Source organism: Aquabacterium sp. TM01, from assembly GCF_057808345.1.
The window spans coordinates 2,145,899-2,165,710 of the sequence record NZ_AP046529.1 but is presented as its reverse complement, the minus strand read 5'-3'; the positions used below and the strand labels follow the sequence as shown (position 1 = coordinate 2,165,710).

At 64.6% G+C, this 19,812-nt stretch carries 19 protein-coding genes; 11 read left to right on the top strand and 8 right to left on the bottom strand.

What is annotated here, in order from left to right:
* Window positions 1-4 precede the first annotated feature (4 nt).
* The 3 genes from AC3WW4_RS09920 (at window position 5) to AC3WW4_RS09910 (ending at window position 3,492) form a co-directional block, all read left to right on the top strand.
* Entirely contained in the window at window positions 5-1,750 is a 1,746-nt protein-coding gene (locus AC3WW4_RS09920) for an AMP-binding protein (RefSeq protein WP_488828267.1), read from the top strand.
* 151 nt (window positions 1,751-1,901) lie between these two features.
* Entirely contained in the window at window positions 1,902-2,597 is a 696-nt protein-coding gene (locus tag AC3WW4_RS09915) for an alpha/beta family hydrolase (RefSeq protein WP_488828266.1), read from the top strand.
* 31 nt (window positions 2,598-2,628) lie between these two features.
* On the top strand, window positions 2,629-3,492 hold the full coding sequence (locus tag AC3WW4_RS09910; protein WP_488828264.1) for a YbgC/FadM family acyl-CoA thioesterase: 864 nt from the start codon (window positions 2,629-2,631) through the stop codon (window positions 3,490-3,492).
* Here AC3WW4_RS09910 and AC3WW4_RS09905 read toward each other — a convergent pair.
* The 3 genes from AC3WW4_RS09905 to ygfZ all read right to left on the bottom strand — a co-directional run bounded on the left by AC3WW4_RS09905 (window position 3,479) and on the right by ygfZ (window position 5,964).
* On the bottom strand, window positions 3,479-4,477 hold the full coding sequence (locus tag AC3WW4_RS09905; protein ID WP_488828263.1) for an NRDE family protein: 999 nt from the start codon (window positions 4,475-4,477) through the stop codon (window positions 3,479-3,481). The genes AC3WW4_RS09910 and AC3WW4_RS09905 overlap by 14 nt on opposite strands.
* 3 nt (window positions 4,478-4,480) lie before the next feature.
* A complete protein-coding gene (locus AC3WW4_RS09900; protein WP_488828262.1) occupies window positions 4,481-4,828 on the bottom strand; it encodes a DUF4936 family protein in 348 nt (115 codons plus the stop codon).
* A gap of 170 nt (window positions 4,829-4,998) precedes the next feature.
* Complete coding sequence (ygfZ, locus tag AC3WW4_RS09895; RefSeq protein ID WP_488828260.1) at window positions 4,999-5,964, bottom strand: CAF17-like 4Fe-4S cluster assembly/insertion protein YgfZ; 966 nt, start codon at window positions 5,962-5,964, stop codon at window positions 4,999-5,001.
* 24 nt (window positions 5,965-5,988) lie between these two features.
* Between ygfZ and mltG the strand changes: the two genes are divergently transcribed.
* The 6 genes from mltG to AC3WW4_RS09865 all read left to right on the top strand — a co-directional run bounded on the left by mltG (window position 5,989) and on the right by AC3WW4_RS09865 (window position 10,363).
* A complete protein-coding gene (mltG, locus tag AC3WW4_RS09890; protein WP_488828258.1) occupies window positions 5,989-7,044 on the top strand; it encodes an endolytic transglycosylase MltG in 1,056 nt (351 codons plus the stop codon).
* The gene (gene tmk / locus AC3WW4_RS09885; RefSeq protein ID WP_488828257.1) at window positions 7,041-7,658 is read left to right on the top strand and encodes a dTMP kinase; all 618 of its coding nucleotides are present in this window, start codon (window positions 7,041-7,043) and stop codon (window positions 7,656-7,658) included. Before mltG ends, tmk begins: the two co-directional genes overlap by 4 nt.
* Entirely contained in the window at window positions 7,655-8,725 is a 1,071-nt protein-coding gene (gene holB, locus AC3WW4_RS09880; protein WP_488828256.1) for a DNA polymerase III subunit delta', read from the top strand. The genes tmk and holB overlap by 4 nt, the downstream gene beginning before the upstream one ends.
* A gap of 70 nt (window positions 8,726-8,795) precedes the next feature.
* Window positions 8,796-9,209: a PilZ domain-containing protein gene (locus AC3WW4_RS09875; protein WP_488829724.1), complete on the top strand. Its 414-nt coding sequence runs from the start codon at window positions 8,796-8,798 to the stop codon at window positions 9,207-9,209.
* A gap of 53 nt (window positions 9,210-9,262) precedes the next feature.
* Window positions 9,263-10,048, top strand: a complete 786-nt coding sequence (locus tag AC3WW4_RS09870) for a TatD family hydrolase (protein ID WP_488828254.1) — start codon at window positions 9,263-9,265, stop codon at window positions 10,046-10,048.
* A gap of 102 nt (window positions 10,049-10,150) precedes the next feature.
* On the top strand, window positions 10,151-10,363 hold the full coding sequence (locus tag AC3WW4_RS09865; RefSeq protein WP_488828253.1) for a hypothetical protein: 213 nt from the start codon (window positions 10,151-10,153) through the stop codon (window positions 10,361-10,363).
* 87 nt (window positions 10,364-10,450) lie between these two features.
* Here AC3WW4_RS09865 and AC3WW4_RS09860 read toward each other — a convergent pair whose 3' ends face one another.
* Window positions 10,451-11,335: a universal stress protein gene (locus AC3WW4_RS09860; RefSeq protein ID WP_488828252.1), complete on the bottom strand. Its 885-nt coding sequence runs from the start codon at window positions 11,333-11,335 to the stop codon at window positions 10,451-10,453.
* Window positions 11,336-11,429: 94 nt separating this feature from the next.
* Here AC3WW4_RS09860 and AC3WW4_RS09855 point away from each other — a divergent pair, with 94 nt between their 5' ends.
* Window positions 11,430-14,168, top strand: coding sequence for a cation-transporting P-type ATPase (locus AC3WW4_RS09855; RefSeq protein WP_488828251.1), 2,739 nt, complete (start codon window positions 11,430-11,432; stop codon window positions 14,166-14,168).
* A 24-nt stretch (window positions 14,169-14,192) separates the two neighbouring features.
* Window positions 14,193-15,068 (top strand): universal stress protein, encoded by an 876-nt coding sequence (locus AC3WW4_RS09850; RefSeq protein ID WP_488828250.1) that lies wholly within the window; start codon window positions 14,193-14,195, stop codon window positions 15,066-15,068.
* A gap of 27 nt (window positions 15,069-15,095) precedes the next feature.
* On the opposite strand, the gene AC3WW4_RS09845 is transcribed toward AC3WW4_RS09850, so the two are convergent.
* Genes AC3WW4_RS09845 through AC3WW4_RS09830 form a run of 4 tightly spaced genes read right to left on the bottom strand, consistent with a single transcriptional unit; the run spans window position 15,096 to window position 19,661 of the window.
* Window positions 15,096-16,823 carry a cation:proton antiporter domain-containing protein gene (locus tag AC3WW4_RS09845; protein WP_488828249.1) on the bottom strand — a complete coding sequence of 576 codons (1,728 nt, stop codon included), beginning with the start codon at window positions 16,821-16,823 and terminating at the stop codon, window positions 15,096-15,098.
* 52 nt (window positions 16,824-16,875) lie between these two features.
* Complete coding sequence (locus AC3WW4_RS09840; RefSeq protein ID WP_488828247.1) at window positions 16,876-17,754, bottom strand: amino acid ABC transporter permease; 879 nt, start codon at window positions 17,752-17,754, stop codon at window positions 16,876-16,878.
* On the bottom strand, window positions 17,751-18,608 hold the full coding sequence (locus AC3WW4_RS09835) for an ABC transporter permease subunit (RefSeq protein ID WP_488828246.1): 858 nt from the start codon (window positions 18,606-18,608) through the stop codon (window positions 17,751-17,753). The genes AC3WW4_RS09840 and AC3WW4_RS09835 overlap by 4 nt, the downstream gene beginning before the upstream one ends.
* Window positions 18,609-18,623: 15 nt before the next feature.
* Window positions 18,624-19,661 carry an amino acid ABC transporter substrate-binding protein gene (locus tag AC3WW4_RS09830; protein ID WP_488828245.1) on the bottom strand — a complete coding sequence of 346 codons (1,038 nt, stop codon included), beginning with the start codon at window positions 19,659-19,661 and terminating at the stop codon, window positions 18,624-18,626.
* Between the last annotated feature and the right edge of the window lie 151 nt (window positions 19,662-19,812).

The window sequence follows — 19,812 nt, the reverse complement described above, 5'->3', positions numbered from 1 at the left end:
CAGCATGAACGCCAGCGTTGCCGCCGCCGTCCGCCCAGCAGGCCAGTCCATCGTCAACCCCGATGGCTCGACCGACCGGATCTGGTTGTCGTCCTATGTGAAGGGCGTGCCGCACGACATCGACACCCACAAGTACCGCTCCCTGGGGCATTACTTCGATGAGTGCATCGAGAAGTTCCGCCACCGTCCGGGCTTCGTCAGCATCGGCACCGAGATGAGCTACGACCGGCTGGACCGCCTGGTCAATGCCTTCGCCGGTTGGCTGCAGTCGCAGGGCATCACGAAGGGGGACCGCGTGGCCATCATGCTGCCCAACACCTTCCAGTACCCGGTGTGCCTGTTTGCGGTGCTGCGCATCGGTGCGGTGGTGGTGAACGTGAACCCGCTGTACACGGCGCGCGAGCTCAACCACCAGCTCAAGGACAGTGGGGCCGAAACCATCATCGTGATGGAGAACTTTGCCAGCACCCTGCAAGAGGCCATGGTGGGCACACAGATCAAGCGCATCGTGCTGACCCAGATCGGTGACCTGCTGTCGGACGGCTGGCTCAACCCCAAGGGCCGGGCGCTGAACTACGTGATCCGCAAGGTGCAGAAAATGGTGCCCGCCTACAGCCTGCCAGGCGCCATCTGGATGCGCGATGCGCTCAAGGCCGGCGCCAAGGTACAGGTCAAGCGCCCCGACGTGCAGGCCGAGGACTTGGCTTTCTTGCAGTACACCGGCGGCACCACCGGCGTGGCCAAGGGGGCCATGCTTACGCACCGCAATGTGCTGGCCAACTGTCAGCAGGCACTGGCCTTTGCCGAAGGCCAACTCACCGGCGAGACCGAAACCGTCGTCACGCCGCTGCCGCTGTATCACATCTTCTCGCTGACGGTGAACTGCCTGATCTTCATGGCGCTGGGCGGTCGCAACATCCTCATTGCCAACCCGCGCGACACCAAGCGCGTGATGTTGATCCTCAAGAAGGAGAACTTCAGCGGCATCACCTGCGTGAACACGCTGTACGCATCCTTCCTCGACGATCCGGATTTCCGCAAGCGCGATTTTTCGAACCTGAAGCTGGCCGTGGCCGGTGGCATGGCCTTGCAGCGCGGCATTGCCGAGCGCTGGAAAGCGGTCACGGGCAACTCCATCGTCGAAGGCTATGGCCTGACCGAGTGCTCGCCCATCGTCACGCAGGCGCCGGTGGACATCCACAACCCCGGCCCCGCGTTCACGGGCAGCATCGGCGTGCCGGTGCCCTCGACCGAGGTGCGTTGCCGCCGCGACGACGGCAGCTGGGCCGACATCGACGAGCCCGGTGAGCTGTGCGTGCGCGGGCCGCAGGTGATGAAGGGCTATTGGCAGCGTCCCGAAGACACGGCCAAGACCATCGACGCCGAAGGCTGGCTGGCCACGGGCGACATCGCCGTGATGGACGACAAGGGCTTCCTCAAGATCGTGGACCGCAAGAAGGACATGATCCTGGTCTCGGGCTTCAACGTCTATCCGAACGAGATCGAAGACGTCATCGCCATGCACCCGGATGTCAAGGAAGTGGCGGCCGTCGGGGTGCCCGACGAGGTCGCAGGCGAGCGCGTCAAGGTCATCATCGTGCCGCGCACGCCCACGCTGACCAAAGAGGCCGTGATCGAGCATTGCCGCAAGAGCCTGACCGGCTACAAGATCCCGCGCCTGGTCGAATTCCGCGACACCGAGCTGCCCAAGACGCCTGTGGGTAAGATCTTGCGACGAGAGCTTCGCTGATCTACGTGGGGTCGGGGTGCACGGCTCCGCAAGCAACCCGCCTGGTCCGCCGCGCGGGTTCGGGTGTGTGCAAAATACGAACATGGTTTGTGGCTCTTCAGCGGTCAGTTCCCGAACAATCGGGGACTTCTTTGTTCATCACCTCGGGGCGATGAACGCCCCCTCTATCGTGGTCGTGATAGGGCGCAACAATGTTGAAAAGCGATCTGCGTCGATCGAGGCATTGCTGAGCGAGGTGCACAAGGAAGGGCTGACTGTGTGCTGGTACGAGCGTCGGGGAGCTCGAAATGCCAGGCTCAGGGAGGCTGCTCTTGACACTGCCGGTCGCGCATGGTTGCACTCGTTTGCGACACGGCATCCCTTCGCGGGTGTGTTGGCAGTGAAGGCCTCCAAGCTTTACTTTGAGATCAAATATCCCAAAAGGCGGCACCATATTTTGGGGAAATTGATCTCCACCTCGGATGCCCTCGAAGATTTTCGCCTTTTCGTTCGCATGCTTTCTGCGAGGGACGTTTTTGTCGTCTCACACTCAGCGGGAGGCATTACCGCATCATTGGCTGCGTCTGAGAAGGCCGTCAAGAAGCTGATTTGTTTCGGGTATCCGTTCAAGCATCCAGAAAAACCAGACGAGTCTTATAGGACGGCGCACCTCTCGGACATCCGCAAACCTTTCCTCATTATTCAAGGGAATGAAGATGAATACGGCACTGCGCAAGATGCCTCGCGCTATAACTTGTCTTCCCAGATATGGGTGAGCGCCGTTGAGTCCGACCATGATTACGAGATGCTTGAGAAAGGGAACTTCGACGATGCATTGCACCTCACCCTGGCGTTTCTGCGGTCGTAGCCACAAGCGCGACCTGAGAGAGGCCTTCTAGATGCGCGCAACGGAATTCAGATTTTTTCACCGTCTGCGCGTCCGATGGGCAGAGGTGGATGGCCAGCAGGTGGTGTTCAATGGCCACTACCTGACGTATCTGGACGTGGCCATCACGGAGTTCTGGCGCCATGCCGGGCTGCCGTACCCCAATGCCCTGGCTTTCCATCAGGGCGACATGTTCGTGCGGCGCAACCTGATCGAATACCACGCCCCCGCGCGCATGGACGATTGGCTCGACATCGGCCTGCGTTGCGAGCACATCGGCCATTCTTCCATCACGGTGGCCTGGGCCATCTGGACGCAGGGGCGCCTGCTGGTCACCGGTGAGGTCGTCAACGTCTACGTCGGCCTGCACACCCGCGTGCCGACCGCCGTGCCACAGGCCATGCGTGATCAGTTGGCCGCCTTCGCACGTGGCGATGCGGTCTACCGCATTGACCTGGGCGATTGGTCCCAACTGCAGGCTGGCGCCGCAGCCGTGCGCCAGGCCGTGTTCATCGACGAGCAAGGCATTCCCGAAGCCGAGGAGTGGGACGCGGACGACGCCGACGCCGTTCATGCGGTGGTCAGCAACCTCGCGGGCCTGCCGCTGGCCACCGGTCGGCTCCTTCATGCCGGATTGCCCGCTGGGCACGCCAAAATTGGCCGGATGGCGGTGCTGCGCTGCAGCCGGGGCACAGGTTTGGGTGAGCGCGTGTTGCGCGTCCTGATGGAGGAAGCCCGTCGCCGGGAGCTGCACCACCTGGCCTTGCATGCGCAGGCCAATGCGCAAGGCTTTTACGAGAAGCTGGGTTTCATCCCCGAGGGGCCATTGTTCGACGAAGTGGGCATTCCCCACCAGCGCATGGTCATTCGCCTTTGAGGGCTGATGGACTGCTCTTGATCAAGGTGCGGGCGCGTGTTTTGCGCATTGGCGTGTCAGCAGAGAGGACATGGTTGTCCTGCTCCTGTACCTCGCTGCTCTCGAAACTGTCTTCTTTGCGGTTCGACAGAGGCGGCAAGCTGGCACTCAGGCGCGCCACCTCAGCGCTGTCCATGGTGTGACGCGGAGGCCAGTTCTTGAGGGTGACGCGACGCAACAGCGCCACCGATGAGTGGCCACTGAAGGTGCGCTCCAGCACATGGGTCACCACCCGCTTGTTCACACGTTCGGTGATGATCACCGTGGAGGCGCGCGTGCCGTATCGCATCTCCGGTGCCTTGATGAAGGCCGACGACAGCATTTTTTCCCACTCGGGCGGGACGCCGGTGTGAGGCAGTTCTTCGTCAGGCGCCAGGGTGGGATCGGACAAGGCGCCAAAGAGGTGGTTGGCGAGATCGTCGGCATCTGCCGCCTCCGGGATCGCTGACTTGAGCCTGGCTTTGAGGGCCATCACCTTGGGCCAGGGGGTGTTCAGCTCGGCATTCGACAGGCCGAACACGCCTTTGTGCAGGCGCTCGGGGTAGAGGCGCTCGTTGTTCAACCAGAAGCATTCGCCCTCAGCGAAGTCCAGTGCCACCATGTTGAAGCCGTTGTAGCCCGTCATCGCCATGCGCGGCCACAGGTGAGTCATGCTGGCGTCACCTTTCAGCCATTGCGTGACCAGATGGCCGCGAGAGGGGGCCACGGGGTCCAATTTCGCGGGGTTGCGCACATTGGTTACCAGGCCCAGGCGACCTGAGGCCGTCAGACCGAGCCAAGTGCCACCTTCGGACAGGTCACGTCCGCCCAGGATGGCGGGGCCACCGCCCGTGGGCTCCCACCACGCCAGGCGGGCGGCAGGACGGTTGTAGAACTCGTCCCGGTTGCTCGCCAGCACGAAGGGGTAGCGACTGCTTTGATCCAGCGCGAAGGCCACCAGACACATGGCTCAGGCCTCCGAGGTGAGGTTGGACGCCACCGTGCCGCCCATGGGCACAAAGGCCTCGACGTGACGGGGGCCGATCAGGCCATCGGGCAAGGCCCGTACCTGCTCCAGCAACACCTGCTCGCACAGCGCATCGACGCCCTCGGGGTGTTCGTAGACCTCCATCCAAGTCTGCTCGATCGCATCACTGGCGTGCTCCTCGGACCGGCACCACAGGCGGGCCTGCACACCGGGCAAACGACGCATCACGGTCTGCTGCAAGGCGGTGATGGCCTGGAAGGCGTCGGCACGGCGCGTGAGAGACACGCGGTAGTAAATGAAGAGGGCGCGCGAGCCGGCAGGCGAAGGCATGGGTCCGATCGAGAGTCAGCGATGCGTTGCAGACTACCGCATGGACCCTCTTTTCAGCACCGCTGATGCGCGCTTGCACCATGCTTGTGCGCAGGTCCCGTTAACTAATTGACACATCTTCAGATGGTTGCAGCGCTCAGCGTGGTCCGCCTCGCGCCGCGGCACCCCTTTCACGCACTGGCGTCGTCGCTGGGCAGGGCGTAGGGCAGGGTGCCCAGTTGTACGGGGACACCCTCGGCGCTGCCTGCGCGCAAGCCTGTGCCGCGCGCGGCCAGCTTGAGCTCCACCAGCGCGCTGGAGCGCGGCGCGGCCCCCGGAATGGTCGCGGCATTGATGACCACGCCAGCGGGCTGTCCGGCATCAGCTTCGCTGAACAATTCTTGCCCGGGCGTGAGGGGGTGGTCGGCATGCACGATGAAGGCGCGGCGCTTGGTGGTGCCGCGGTACTGGCTGCGTGCGACCACTTCCTGGCCGGGGTAGCAACCCTTCTGGAAGTTCACCCCGCCAATCAACTCGTAGTTGACCATCTGCGGCACAAACTGGTCGACCGTGGCCAGCTGCACGCGCGGGATGCCGCTCATCACATCCAGCCACTGCCATTGCTCGGTGGGCAGGGCGGGCAATATGGCCAGACGGTCCTGCGCGGCGGCGGCATCGCCCACCCACAGCCAGCGTGGCACACCCAGCACGTCGGGCAGGCGCGCCAACTGGCCCTCTGCAACAGCCTGGACCGACCACGGGGCGGCGTCCAGGGTGGCGCCCAGGGCCGTGCCCGCCGAGGCGCCCACGACGCCCAGCACCGAAACGGTGGCCGTTGCATCCGTCACCTTGGCCTTGGCGCGCAACACGAACATCGACAGGCGCTTGACCAAAGCGGGCACCGTGTCGCGGTCGGCGATCAACCACAGCAAATCAGGCTGTGGACGCAGGTTCAGTAAGCTGCCCAGCATCCGGCCCTTGGCCGAGCAATAGGCGGCCAAGCGGGCCTGATGGGCCGTCTGGCTGTTGACGTCCTGGCTGAGTTGACCGTGCAAAAAGGCGGCTGCCTCGTCGCCTTGGGCCTGGATGACGCCCAGATCGGACACCTGCAAGGCGCCGGACCAGGAAGTTGGGTCGGGAAGATGGATCTCGCTCATAGCCTCATTATCATCACGGTCGCCATGAAACATTCCACCGCCTTGCCCTATCCCCCACGCTTTGTGCGCCAACACGGCGGTGTCCTCACCCGCATGCTGGGCTTGCTGATCACGCTGGCCGCGCTGGCTGTGGCCGCAGGCTGGTGGTGGTTGAGCCAGCCCTTGTCTTTGAACGCCCCCACGGTAGAGTTCTCGGTGGAGGCGGGCAGCACCCCCAGGGAGGTGGCCCGCGGTTGGAGCGACGCCGGGGTACAAACCTCGCCCGAGCTCCTGTATCAGTGGTTCCGCTGGTCGGGGCAATCGCGTCAGATTCGCGCGGGCAGCTACGAAATCAAGCAAGGCGCCAGTGCGCGCGACCTGCTGCGCATGATGGTGCAAGGCGACGAAAGCCTGGCGCGCGTCAAACTGATCGAGGGCTGGACCTTTCAGCGTTGGCGCGAAGAGCTGGCCAAGGCCGAGGGCTTGCAGCCCACCACGCGTGACTGGACCTCGCAGCAGATCATGGACGCGCTGGGCCTGAACGGCGTGCAGGCGGAAGGCCGTTTCTTTCCCGACACCTATGCCTACGCCAAGGGCAACACCGATCTGGCCGTGATGCGGCGTGCACAGCACGCCATGCAAAGGCATCTGGAGGCCGCGTGGGCACAACGCGACAGCCAGACGCCTTTGAAAAACGCCGATGAGGCGCTGATACTGGCCTCCATCGTCGAGAAGGAAACCGGCCAGGATGCCGATCGCCCCTTGATTGCCGGGGTGTTCGCCAACCGCCTGCGCATCGGTATGCCCCTGCAGACCGACCCGACCGTGATCTACGGTCTGGGCGAGGGCTTTGATGGCAACTTGCGCCGCAACGATCTGCGCACCGACACGCCGTACAACACCTACACACGTCGCGGCTTGCCGCCGTCCCCCATTGCCATGCCGGGCAAGGCCGCCTTGATGGCGGCGGTGCGCCCGGCGCAGACGAAGGCGCTGTACTTCGTGGCGCGCGGTGATGGCAGCAGCGCCTTCAGCGCCACCTTGGACGAACATAATCGCGCGGTGAATCAATATCAACGCACGCCCAGGAAGAACCCATGAGCACAGGTCGTTTCATCACCTTCGAGGGCATTGACGGCGCGGGCAAGACCACCCACCTCGACGCCCTGGAGCGCGCTTGGCGCGAGGCCGGCCACGAGGTGGTGCGCACGCGCGAGCCAGGTGGCACGCCCCTGGCCGAGCAGCTGCGCGGCCTGTTCCTGCACGAGCCCATGGACTCGCTCACCGAGGCCTTGTTGGTGTTCGCGGCACGCCGCGATCACCTGACGCAGGTCATCGAGCCCGCCCTGGCCCGTGGCGCCTGGGTGCTGTGCGACCGCTTCACCGATGCCACCTTTGCCTACCAGGGCGGGGGCCGTGGTTTTGACCTGGGGGTGCTGTCCACCTTGGAGACCTGGGTGCAGGGCACACGCCAGCCCGACCTGACCTTCCTGTTCGATCTGCCTCCCGCCGTGGCGGCCGCCCGGCTGGCCGGTGCTCGTCAACCTGACCGCTTCGAGGCCCAGGACCACGCCTTCTTCGAGCGTGTGCGTGAGATGTACCTCACGCGCATGGCCCAGAGCCCCGAGCGCTTTGTGCTGATTCAGGCTGACCAGCCCCAGGACATCGTGGCACGGGCCATTGGCCACGCCCTGGCAGCCCGAGGTGTGGCATGAGTGAGGGATCGCGCGCGCCACTGTGGCCTTGGCTGCACGAACCCTTGCAAGCGGCCTTGCAGCAACTCAGTGGTCACCATGCGGTGCTGCTGCACGGGCCGCAAGGCGTCGGGCAGTTCGAGTTTGCGCTGGCTTTGGCGCGCAGCTGGTTGTGTGAGGCGCAGCCGGTTGGCTCGGCCCATCATGTTGCTTGCGGCCAATGCCCCAGCTGCCGCCTGATCGAGGCAGGCTCTCACCCCGATCTGCAGGTCATCCTGCCCGAAGCCCTGCAAGCCTCCTTGGGCTGGCAATCCAGTGGCTCTGACGAGGGCAGCGACAAGGGGGGCGAGAAAACCGAAGGCAAGAGCAAGAAGCTCAGCCAGGAGATCAAGGTCGATGCCATTCGGGCAGTGGTGCAGTTTTCTCAAAACACGGCCTCGCGCGGGCGGGCCAAGGTGGTGTTGATTCACCCGGCCGAGCGCATGAACCTGATCGCGTCGAACACGCTGCTCAAGACGCTGGAGGAGCCGCCAGGACAGGTGCGCTTCGTGCTCAGCGGCGCCACGCTCGACCAGCTCTTGCCGACGATCCGCAGCCGTTGCCAGGCCTGGCGCTTGCCCATGCCCGATGCCATGGCGGCGGCGCAGTGGCTGCAAAGCGAGGCCGAGGGCATGAGCCTGAACGATGCCCAGGTGCTGCTGGCTGCAGCCGGCGGGCAGCCGCTGACCGCGCGCGATCGCCAGCAACTGGGCCTGGATGCACGCTCGTGGCCGCAACTGCCCCAGGCGTTGATGCAGGGTGCGGCCACTGCCTTGAACCAATGGCCCTTGCCGCTGGTGGTCGAGACCCTGCAAAAGCTTTGCCACGACCTGGCTTGTGCGGCCCAGGGCGCGGCGCCACGGTATTTCCCGGCGGGCAGCCTGCCTGCCGCGCCCGACCTGAGCTTGCTCACCACCTGGTCACAGGAGCTGGGCAAGGTGGCTCGCCATGCGGAGCACCCCTGGAACCAGAACCTGAAGATCGAGACCTTGCTCCTGCAGGCGCGGGCCATCATGCGTCCACGTCCGGTACGGGCGGCGCTGCGGTGAAATACGTGTAGACCTCACACGGAGCAGCGTTACACTGGGCAGCACGATGAGCGAGTTCCAAAACACCTCCATGCCATCCGCGTTCTCTCAGAGCGGGGTGGGCAAGCTCACCCCTGGCGCAGGCACGGCCACTGCTGCGGCGCCCGGTCGCCCCAGCGTCATCCAGTTGGTGTTTCGTGAAAAGGGCGCGCTGTATGCCGCCTACATTCCGGCCTTCACCGACGGCGGGCTGTTTGTGCCCACCACGCGCGAGTACGTGCTGGGCGATGACGTCTACCTCTTGCTCAGTCTGCCTGAAGACAATCAGCGCTACCCTGTGGCTGGCAAAGTGGCTTGGATCACCCCGGCCAACGCCTCGGGGGGCCGCACGCAGGGCGTGGGTGTGCGCTTCCCGGCGGACGAGAAAACCCGTCTGCTGCGCCTGAAGATCGAAGAGATTTTGGGCACCAACATCTCCTCCAGCAAGCCTACGCAAACCTTGTGAAGCGCTTTGAGGCAAGATCACGGGTTTGTTGACCCGTTTTTGCCCCGTGCACCATGTTTGTCGATTCGCACTGCCACCTGAATTTCCCGCAATACGCCGACACGCTCGACGCTCTCCGCGCCGAGATGAGCGAGGCGGGCGTGGACCGCGCCCTGTGCATCAGCACCACGCTGGAAGAGTTTCCGCAGGTGCATGACCTCGCCACCCGCTACGACAACTTCTGGGCCACCGTGGGTGTCCACCCCGACAACGAGGGTGTGCAGGAGCCCACGCTCGAAGACTTGGTGAGCCGCGCCGCGCTGCCGCGCGTGGTGGGCATTGGCGAGACCGGGCTCGACTATTACCGCCTCGGCGAGCGCAGCGTCGATGAGATGGCCTGGCAGCGCGAGCGCTTTCGCGTGCACATCCGCGCCGCGCGCCAGACTGTTTTGCCGTTGGTGATCCACACCCGCATGGCCAGCGACGACACCCTTGCCATCCTCAAGGAAGAAGGGCAGGGCGAGGTGCGTGGGGTGTTCCATTGCTTCACCGAAAGTGAAGCGGTGGCCCGTGCGGCATTGGACCTGGGTTTCATGATTTCCTTCTCGGGCATCCTCACCTTCAAGAACGCGGCCGACCTGCGCGATGTGGCGCGTTTCGTGCCCATCGAGCGTTGCCTGATCGAGACCGACAGCCCGTATCTGGCGCCCGCACCGCATCGCGGCAAAACCAACTCACCGGCTTACGTGCCCTTTGTGGCGCGTCAACTCGCTGAGTTAAAGGGCTTGGACGTCAACGACGTAGGCCGTATCACATCGGCCAACTTTGAGGATTTGTTCTCACTCGTGCGTGCGCACTGAGGGTTAGCCCACGTCCGTATTTCAGCGATTGGCAGAGAATTTCCTACAGGCGGAACGGTTTTTGAATCGACCTCCGCCACTGTTCACCACACAGGAGGTTCCATGCAGAACATCAGTCTTCACGCCAATCCCTTCGCCTTGATGATGGATCCCGAGGCGGTGCTGGCAGCCATGGAGCGCTCCGAGCGCCTGAATCATCTGCAAAGCCGTGTGTGCCGTCCGTTGGACAAGCTGGAGACACCCGGTCAGGACACGTCGCCGTTCTCACGCATGAGAGACGAGGATGACGTGCTGGAGGAGGCGCTGAGCAGTTGAATGGGTTTGTATTGCTTGCCGTGAGAGCGTTTGATGCCCGTCCATGAGACGGGCTTTTTTTTGGGTCTGGCGGCTGGCGCCGCAGACTCAGACCGAGACCAGCACGTCGGACTGTGACTCGACCAGCACCTGCTTGGTAACGCTGCCCAGCAGCAGGCTCTGCATGGCATTCTCGCCATGCTTGCCCTGCACGATGAGGTCACAGTCCTGCTCCATCTCCTGCTCCAGGATGCGGGTGGCCGGGTCGCCCTGGATGACGACCTGACGGCTGTCGGCCGCGCTCAGGCCCGCGTCACGGCACAGCGTCTGCAAACGCTGAGAGGCCTCTTGCATCGCCGCCACGCGATAGTGGTTGATGGTGTCTTCGTCGACGTTGGCATAGCGCAGATGCCCTTCAAACGGCACTTCGAACACGTGCAGCACCACCAGTTGCGCCTGCGGGGCCACCATGCGCGCCTGGCGTATGGCCCGGATGGAGGAGGTCGAGAAGTCAACCGGGACCAGCGCGGTCTTGTAGGCCTCGTGGGGCGCCTGTTTCACCACCAGCAGGGGGCGTGTGGTGTTGCTGAGCATGCGCTCGGCCGTGGAGCCCAACAGCATGTGTCGCAACAAGCTTTCGCCCCGTGCCCCACACACCAGCAGACCGCTGGCGAGCTCGTCGGCCACGCTGCGAATTTCGGTGATCAAGGCGCCCACGACCAGGCGATCATCGACATTGACACCGTAGCGCGTGTGCAAGGCCTGGGCCTCGGTTTGCAGGCGTTCACGTGCGGTGGACAGCACCCTTTGCTCAACCGATTCGTGGCTGCTGGTGAGAACTTGGCGCAGGCGCTGCAAGGGCGCCAGATTGGCCACATGCAACAAACACAGGGGCACGCTGCTTTGCTGGCTGATCTGGGCCGCACGCTCTGCCGCGTGGCGAGCCGGGGTGGAGAGATCGGTGGCGGCGAGGATGCTGTGGAGCTTGCTCATGGTTCAGTGTGGTGCCGTGAGGATGGGTGGATCCTGAAGTCGTAATAGTCATTATGATTGCTTTGAACAAATGTAATGACGAGGTTGCGACGAGATGACAGAGCTTTCCCGGGCGGCAAATCCACCTGCAAAGCGCCAGCTTGACTGGCACACGATGACGCAGACGGAGATGGAGCAGGCTCTGTCGAGCCACGCCAAGGGCTTGAGTGTCGCCGAGGCCGCGCAGCGTCTGACCCAGTATGGCCCCAACCGCCTGGAGGGGGCCCGCAAGCGCTCGGCCTGGATGCGGCTGGTGCTGCAGTTCCACAATATCTTGCTCTACGTGATGATGGGCTCGGCAGTCATCACCGCCGTCCTGGGCCATTGGGTGGACACGGGGGTCTTGATGGCCGCTGTGGTCATCAACGCCATCATTGGCTTCATTCAGGAGGGCAAGGCCGAATCGGCGCTGGATGCGATCCGCGGGATGCTGTCGCCGCATGCGATCGTGGTGCGTGACGGTCGGGCTCAGGAGATCGATGCGGCGGACCTGGTGCCGGGCGATGTCGTGCAACTGGTGTCGGGCGATCGCGTGCCGGCCGATCTGCGGCTCATCCACGTCAAGGAGTTGAGGGTGGAGGAGGCGGCGCTGACCGGCGAGTCCTTGCCAGTGGAAAAGAACGCCGAGGCCGTGTCCGTCGACGCCCCGCTGGGGGATCGGCACGGCATGGCCTACTCTGGCACGGTGGTGGTGTATGGGCAGGCCACCGGCGTGGTGGTGGAAACCGGCGTCCGCACCGAGCTGGGCAAGATCAATCAGATGCTCTCGGGCATCGAGCACATGCAGACGCCCTTGCTGCGGCAGGTGGACCGCTTTGGCCGCATTCTGGCCTTGGTGATCCTGGTGCTGTCGGCGGCCACCTTTGTGCTGGGCGTGTGGCTGCGTGGGCATCTGCCGTCCGAGATGTTCATGATGGTGGTGGCGCTGGCGGCATCGGCCATCCCGGAAGGGCTGCCGGCCATCATGACGGTGACGCTGGCCTTGGGCGTGCAGCGCATGGCCCGTCGCCATGCCATCGTGCGCCGACTGCCGGCGGTGGAAACGCTGGGTTCGGTCACCGTGGTGTGCTCGGACAAGACCGGCACCCTGACGCGCAACGAGATGACGGTGCAGCGCGTGGTGTGCGCCGGGCACGCCTTCAATGTGGGCGGGGTGGGCTATGCGCCGGTGGGGGATGTGAGCATCGACGGTCGGATCATTGAAGCCCAGCATTACCCGGCTTTGGCCCTGGCCGTTCGCACTGGCGTGCTGTGCAACGATGCTCGCCTGTGCGTGGACGAGGACTTGTGGCGTGTGGAAGGCGATCCGACCGAAGGAGCGCTGCTGGTGTTGGGGGGCAAGGTCGGCTTCACGCAGGAGGCTGGCGAGCTGGCTTGGCCACGCATCGACTCGATCCCCTTCGAGTCGGAGCACCGCTTCATGGCCAGCTACCACCGCGATGGTGACGGGGCCCCGTGGATTTTTGTGAAGGGGGCCCCCGAGGTCGTGCTGGACATGTGCGCTCGGCAGCTGAACCACGATGGTGAGCATCCGCTGGACGTGGATTACTGGCGCCGCATGGCCACCGACACGGCGGCGCAGGGGCTGCGTCTGTTGGCCCTGGCCTGCAAGCGCGAGGCGCCGGCCGATGAGCGTTTGCGTTTCAGCGACGTGGCGGAGGGCTACACCCTGCTGGCCTTGGTCGGCATCATCGATCCACCTCGCGAGGAGGCCATTGCCGCGGTGGGGGAGTGCCACCACGCCGGCATCCGGGTGAAGATGATCACCGGCGACCATGTGGAGACCGCACGCGCCATCGGGGCGCAGCTGGCCATCGGCGTGGGCAAGCCGGCCATGACCGGCGCCGAGGTGTCGTTGATCAGCGATGCCGATTTGCGCCGCGTGGTGATGGAGGTGGATGTGTTTGCACGGGCCAGCCCGGAGCACAAGCTGCGTCTGGTGCAGGCCCTACAGGACGATGGGCAGGTGGTGGCCATGACCGGTGACGGGGTGAACGATGCGCCGGCGCTCAAGCGTGCGGATGTGGGCGTGTCCATGGGCCTGAAGGGCACCGAGGCGGCCAAGGAGGCGTCGGACGTGGTGCTGGCCAACGACAACTTTGCGACCATTGCTGCGGCCGTGCGCGAAGGCCGTGTGGTGTACGACAACCTCAAGAAGTTCATCCTTTTCATGCTGCCCACCAATGGCGGCGAGGCCCTGGTGGTGATCGCGGCCATCCTGTTCGAGTTGGCCTTGCCCTTGACGGCTGCGCAGGTGCTGTGGATCAACCTGGTGACGTCCAGCACCCTGGGGCTTGCCTTGGCTTTCGAGCCGGCAGAAAAGGGCATCATGCGTCGCCGGCCGCGGCCACCCAGTGAGCCTTTGTTGTCAGGCTTTTTTGTGTGGCGCGTGTTGATGGTGTCGGTGTTGATGATGACCGGGGCGCTCGGCCTGTTTCTGTGGGAGTTGAAACTGGGCACGGGTGTGGACACCGCCCGTACCATGGCCGTGAATGCGGTGGTGATGGCCGAGATGTTCTATCTGTTCAACAGCCGTTTCATCCTGGCGCCGGTGACGAATCTGCGTGGGCTGTTTGGCAACCGCTATGTGTTGATGGCGGTGGCGGTGTGTGTGTTGCTGCAAGTGGGGTTCACCCACACCTCGATCATGCACAGCATTTTCGATTCCACCCATTTGACGCCGCTGGAGTGGCTCAAGGTGCTGGGTGCCGGTCTGTTGGTCTTCACTGTGGCAGAGTTGGAGAAGTTCGTGATCCGGCGCACGCCGCTGGCATCGCGTGTGGTGCTGGCCTGATCAGGCCAAAAGGAGCGAGAACCCATGACCGAAGCTGACAAGGGCACCGAGTTGCCCAAGCGCCTGTTGCTGGCGACCGATCTGAGTGCCCGCTGCGATCGGGCCCTGGACCGTGCCGCGCAACTGGCCGACGCCTGGCAGGCGGAGTTGGTGGCGGTCAATGTGCTGGATGTGGGGGGGGCGCCCGACCAGATCCTGGCGTGGGCGGCTGGGGCGACCGAGCAGGACCTGCTCCAGATCGCGTTGCAGGAGTTGCGCCGCAACACGGCAGACGTGCGTGCACCCATCTCCTTGCGTGTCGAACGTGGGGGCGATGCGGGCGAGGTGATCCGCCAGGTTGCCGATGAGGTGGGCGCCGATGTGATCGTGTCGAGCGTGGCGCGCAATGAGGTTCTGGGCCGCTTCCTGCTGGGCTCCACGGTGGAGCAATTGGCGCGCTCCGTGACCCAGCCTTTGTTGGTCGTGCGGCAACGGGCCCGTCAACCCTATCGGCGCATTGTGGTGGCGACCGATCTGTCGCCGGGAGCGCATGGAGGGCTGCAGACGGCGGCGCACCTGTTCCCGGGGCAGCCCTTGCAGCTGTATCACGCGCACGAGGTGCCGCTGGCGGGCTTGTCGGGCCGCATGGAGGCGGCGCAGGGGGTGAACGTCACCGCGCAACAAGCCTGTGAGGCCTTGCTGGGCCAGACGCCTTTGCCGCCCGCCACGTCGGTGAGCATCCATTGCGAGCGGGGAACGGTCACGGCCACGCTGCCCGCGTTTGCCCGTCGGCAGGAGGTGGATCTGGTGGTGCTGGGCATCCAGGCCGATGAGGGCCTGGTCAGTACGCTGCTGGGCAGCACCGCCTTGCGGTTGCTGCAGTGGCTGCCTTGTGATGTCCTGCTGGTGCGCTCGGCCTGAGGGGGGCCTGTAGGGGCTGAGCCTCCATCACAGTGGGCCGTGGCGTGAGTCGCTGGCTTGCGGACCGAAACGGTCCACCACGTAGTGGGTCATGCCTTTGGCCAGCTCTTCTTCCCCAAAGAAGACCTTGCCCAGGGCTTCCTTGCGCAGCATCTGCGACTCTTCTTCGCTGTGGGTGCGCAAAACGACCTCGATGCTCTGGTTGAGCGTGCGCGCGGTGTCCACCATCTGCCGCACATTGAGCGGGTCGGGCGTCGCCACGACGAGCAGGGCCGCATCCGCAATGTGGGCCTGGATCAGCACGGCCGGATCCGCCGCATTGCCGTAGACGGCCGCCTTGCCTTGCTTGCGCAGGTCTTCCACCAGCTCACGGTTCTGTTCGGCCACAACATAAGGGATGCTGCTGGCATCGAGTGCCTGGGCAATGCGTCGTCCGACGCGACCGTAGCCCACCAGCACCACCTGGCCCGCGAGGTAGCGACGCTCGGTGCTCATGGGCAGTTCGGCATAGGGATCATCGCGGCTTTCCAGTTGACGCGCAAACTCGGAGCGGGCCAGCACCCAGCGCTGGATGGGCTGAGAGATCGCAAAGGTGAGCGGGTTGAGGGCGATGGAGATCAAGGCGGCGGCCAGCACCAGGCTCATGCCTTCGGCCGGCATCAGCCCCAGGCTGACACCGAGCCCGGCCAGGATGAAGGAGAACTCGCCGATCTGTGCCAGGCTGGCGGCCACCGTGATGGCGGTGTTGAGCGGGTAGCGAAAGGCCAGCACCAGCACCAGCGCAGCCAACGACTTGCCCAGGATGATGATGGCCACCGCCACGGCCAGATGCCCCGGCTGCTCGAGCAGGATGGCCGGTTGGAACAACATGCCGACCGAGACAAAGAACAGCACCGAAAAGGCATCGCGCAGGGGCAGGGATTCTTCGGCAGCGCGGTGGCTGAACTCGGACTCGCGCATCACCATGCCGGCAAAGAAGGCCCCCAGCGCAAACGACACGTGAAACAGCACGGAGGCGCCGTAGGCAATGCTGATGGCCATGGCGACCACGGACAGCGTGAACAGCTCACGCGAGCCCGTGCGGGCAACTTGCCAAAGCACCCAAGGCAAGACCTTGCGACCGGCCACCAGCATCACCACGATGAAGGCGGCGACCTGCAGCAAAGTCTGGCCAATGGTCCACCACAGCGAAGCGGTGCTGGTGCTGGCCTGGTGCACCACCGTGCCGCCTAGCACCCCGGCCAGCGGAGGCAGGAGCACCAGCACCAGCACGGTGGCGAGGTCTTCCACCACCAGCCAGCCCACGGCGATGCGGCCATTCATGGTGTCGAGCAAGCCACGCGACTCCAGTGCCTTGAGCAAGACCACCGTGCTGGCACACGACAGCGACAGGCCAAACACCAGTCCGGCTCCCCAACTCCAGCCCCAGAACCAGGCGGCCGCCATGCCCAGCAAGGTTGCCAGCGACATCTGCACCACGGCACCTGGCACGGCAATGCGCTTGACGGCCAACAGGTCTTTCAGGGAAAAATGCAGCCCCACGCCAAACATCAGCAACATCACCCCGATCTCCGACAGCTGCGAGGCAATGCCAATGTCGGCCACAAAGCCCGGCGTGCCCGGCCCCAGCACGATGCCGGCCAGCAGGTAGCCCACCAAGGCTGGCAACTTGAGTCGCTCGGCGATGAAACCGAGGACCAGGGCCATGCCAAAGCCGGCGGCAATGGTGGAGATGAGCGTGACGTTATGGTCCATGCAGACGGGGGTAATCGTGGGAAGTGAGGGAACGATTCATTATCAATGACGATCACTGGGAGCCCTGGGCCCAGTGCGTCTCCAGCCACCGGCCCAAGGACGACAGCCCCCAGCACATCAGGGCGTAGACCAGTCCGACAAAGAGGTAAGCCTCAAAGTAGTACGGACGCCAGACGGGATCGCCACCCAGGCTGAGTGAGAGGCCGCCCGTGAGTTCGTGCAGGCCGATCACCATGACCAGAGAGCTGTCTTTGAGCAGCCCGATGGCGTGGCCGGTGAGGGCGGGCAAGACGGCGCGGACGGCTTGCGGCAGCACGATGCGTCGCTGGATGCCCGGCCAGGACAGGCCCAGGATGGCGGCGGCTTCGCTTTGCTCGGCGGGCACGGTCTGCAAGCCGCCGCGCAGCACCTCGGCCAGGTAGACGGCCGAGAACAGGGTGAGGGCCACGCCTGCGCGCCAGCTCAGGCTCACTTGCCAGGCCTCGGGCAGCACCAGGGGCAGGATGAAGGCGGCCACAAACAGCAAAGTGACCAGCGGCACGCCCCGGATGAGTTCAATGAAGGCGATGGCGGGCGTCTTGAGCCAGACCGGGCCGCTGTGGCGCGCCAAAGCCAGCGCCAAGCCCAAGGGCCAGGAGGCAAGCAGGCTGCCAGCAAACAGTACCAGCGTCAGCGGCAGGCCGCTCAGGCCGGTGTCGGCGGGGTGTCCCATCAGCATGGGCCAGCCCTTCTCGGCAATCACGCCCCAGCAGGCCCCCTCGTGGGCCAGGGCGCGGCATGCCTCGGCATCTGGCGCCCACACGGCATCGCGGATGCCCCAGGCATACAAGTGCCACAGCACGGTGGCGGCCAGCAGCAGCCCCAGGAGGGTGGGAACGTGCCGCAGCCAGCGCCCCAGGGACGGCGATGGCGTGCCTCTCAGCGTCTTCATGCCACGCCCTTCAGCCCCTGGCGGGCGTTGAACCAGTTCATCAGCACCGACACCAGCAAGGACAGGCTGAGGTACACGGCCATCATCACCGTGAGGCATTCAATGGCGCGGCCGGTCTGGTTCAGGGCGGTGTTGCTCACGGACACCAGGTCGGGGTAGCCAATGGCCACCGCCAGCGAGGAGTTCTTGATGAGGTTGAGGTACTGGTTGGTGGTGGCCGGGATGATGGTGCGCAGCGCCTGTGGAATCAGCACCAGCCGGACCTGTTGCCAGCGGGTGGCGCCCAGGGTGCTGGCCGCTTCAAGCAGGCTGTGCGGCACGGCCTCCAGACCACTGCGGATGACCTCGGACAGGAACGCGCTGGTGTAGACGCTCAGCGCCAGGGTCAGGGTCAGAAACTCCGGCGTGACCGCCGCGCCGCCATGCACATTGAACACATCCTGAACGGGCACCTCCCAGTGCCAAGCGCCCAGCTCGTCTGGCATCAGCCAGGGAAACGCCAAACCGCCCTTGCTCAACCAGACGCCGGGTAGCAGCGACAGGGCCTCGGTGGAGTCCGGCAGCCATTCCACCAGCAAAAAGTACCAGATCAGCACCTGCAGCAGCAGGGGCACGTTGCGGATCAGCTCCACATAGCCGGTTGCCAGTTGCGACCAACCCGGCGCACGCGAGCGCCGCAGCAGCGCCATGGTCAAGGCGAGGGCGGTGGCCAGCAGCAACGCCGGCAGGCTCACCCGCAGCGTGTTGCCCAGCCCGACCACGATGGCCCACCACAGTGGCTGGCTCGCATCAAAGGCCAGCAGCCCTGTCTCGCCAATGTCGAAACCGGCCGGTTGGGAGAAAAAGGACAGCATCGGCTCGCGCCCGCCTCAGCGCACCGGCGGCGGGTAGATCAAGCCGCCCTGGTTCCACAGCCGGTTGGGGCCGCGCGGCAGCTTGAGCACCGACTGGGCGCCCACATTGCGCTCGAACACCTCACCGTAGTTGCCCACGGCTTGGATGGCGCGATAGGCCCAGTCCTTTTTCAGGCCCAGCATGGCGCCCGTGTCTTCGCCGGTGCCCACCAGACGCTGGATGGCTGGGTCGGTCGAAGTCTTGCGCAGTTGCTCGATGTTGGCCCGGGTGATGCCCAGCTCTTCGGCCTCCTGCAAGGCAAACACCGTCCATTTCACGATGGCAAACCATTCGTCGTCACTCCGGCGCACCAGCGGGCCGAGGGGCTCTTTCGAGATCAGGTCGGGCAGGATCAGGTAGTCGTCAGGGCGGGGCGCTTCCTTGTTACGCACACTGGACAGGCCGGACGCGTCGGCCGTGTAAGCCTGGCAGCGGCCGCTGAACAGCGCCTTGAAAGCGGCTTCAAAGCTGTCAAACACCACCGGCTTGATGTTGAGCTTGTGGGTGCGCGAGAAATCGGCCAGGTTTTTCTCGTTGGTCGTGCCGGCTTGCACGCACACCTGGGCGTTCTTGAGCTGATTGGCCTGGGTCACCTTGTACTTCTTGTTGACCAGAAAGCCCTGGCCATCGAAGAAGGTGATGGCGGTAAAGTGAAAGCCGAGCGAGGCATCGCGGCTCAGCGTCCACGAGGTGTTGCGCGACAGCAGGTCGACCTGGCTGGATTTCAGCGCGGCGAACCGCTGCTGTGCGTTGAGCGGCACGTAGCGCACCTTGTTGGCGTCGCCCAGGGTGGCAGCGGCCACGGCCCGGCAGATGTCCACATCCAGCCCGTGCCATTGCCCCTTGGCATCTGGCGCGGAGAAACCGGCCACACCGGTGCTGACCCCACACAGGATCTGGCCGCGTTGCTGGAGGGTGTTCAGGGTCTTGCCCGCGCTGGCGAGCCCGGGCCACAGGGTGGCACACAGGAGCAGGGCAGGCACAAGCAGGTGGCGTGAGAGAGGATGCGTCATGGCTTGAGCATAAAGGATGAGGCCAATCCCACACAGCAAGATGCGGGCCGGCGTTGGCAAGAATCTGTGTGGCGGGCCGAGACGGGCTCATCGGGTGAGCCGATCCCTTGTTAGAGTGCCGTTCAGCTGTACGGACAAAAACCCATCGATA

Excerpts from the sequence above, each read along its gene's own strand:
- AC3WW4_RS09920 (WP_488828267.1), top strand. The coding sequence starts at position 5 with ATGAACGCCAGCGTTGCCGCCGCCGTCCGCCCAGCAGGCCAGTCCATC.
- AC3WW4_RS09915 (WP_488828266.1), top strand. The coding sequence starts at position 1,902 with ATGAACGCCCCCTCTATCGTGGTCGTGATAGGGCGCAACAATGTTGAA.
- AC3WW4_RS09910 (WP_488828264.1), top strand. The coding sequence starts at position 2,629 with ATGCGCGCAACGGAATTCAGATTTTTTCACCGTCTGCGCGTCCGATGG.
- AC3WW4_RS09905 (WP_488828263.1), bottom strand. The coding sequence starts at position 4,477 with ATGTGTCTGGTGGCCTTCGCGCTGGATCAAAGCAGTCGCTACCCCTTC.
- AC3WW4_RS09900 (WP_488828262.1), bottom strand. The coding sequence starts at position 4,828 with ATGCCTTCGCCTGCCGGCTCGCGCGCCCTCTTCATTTACTACCGCGTG.
- ygfZ (WP_488828260.1), bottom strand. The coding sequence starts at position 5,964 with ATGAGCGAGATCCATCTTCCCGACCCAACTTCCTGGTCCGGCGCCTTG.
- mltG (WP_488828258.1), top strand. The coding sequence starts at position 5,989 with ATGAAACATTCCACCGCCTTGCCCTATCCCCCACGCTTTGTGCGCCAA.
- tmk (WP_488828257.1), top strand. The coding sequence starts at position 7,041 with ATGAGCACAGGTCGTTTCATCACCTTCGAGGGCATTGACGGCGCGGGC.
- holB (WP_488828256.1), top strand. The coding sequence starts at position 7,655 with ATGAGTGAGGGATCGCGCGCGCCACTGTGGCCTTGGCTGCACGAACCC.
- AC3WW4_RS09875 (WP_488829724.1), top strand. The coding sequence starts at position 8,796 with ATGCCATCCGCGTTCTCTCAGAGCGGGGTGGGCAAGCTCACCCCTGGC.
- AC3WW4_RS09870 (WP_488828254.1), top strand. The coding sequence starts at position 9,263 with ATGTTTGTCGATTCGCACTGCCACCTGAATTTCCCGCAATACGCCGAC.
- AC3WW4_RS09865 (WP_488828253.1), top strand. The coding sequence starts at position 10,151 with ATGCAGAACATCAGTCTTCACGCCAATCCCTTCGCCTTGATGATGGAT.
- AC3WW4_RS09860 (WP_488828252.1), bottom strand. The coding sequence starts at position 11,335 with ATGAGCAAGCTCCACAGCATCCTCGCCGCCACCGATCTCTCCACCCCG.
- AC3WW4_RS09855 (WP_488828251.1), top strand. The coding sequence starts at position 11,430 with ATGACAGAGCTTTCCCGGGCGGCAAATCCACCTGCAAAGCGCCAGCTT.
- AC3WW4_RS09850 (WP_488828250.1), top strand. The coding sequence starts at position 14,193 with ATGACCGAAGCTGACAAGGGCACCGAGTTGCCCAAGCGCCTGTTGCTG.
- AC3WW4_RS09845 (WP_488828249.1), bottom strand. The coding sequence starts at position 16,823 with ATGGACCATAACGTCACGCTCATCTCCACCATTGCCGCCGGCTTTGGC.
- AC3WW4_RS09840 (WP_488828247.1), bottom strand. The coding sequence starts at position 17,754 with ATGAAGACGCTGAGAGGCACGCCATCGCCGTCCCTGGGGCGCTGGCTG.
- AC3WW4_RS09835 (WP_488828246.1), bottom strand. The coding sequence starts at position 18,608 with ATGCTGTCCTTTTTCTCCCAACCGGCCGGTTTCGACATTGGCGAGACA.
- AC3WW4_RS09830 (WP_488828245.1), bottom strand. The coding sequence starts at position 19,661 with ATGACGCATCCTCTCTCACGCCACCTGCTTGTGCCTGCCCTGCTCCTG.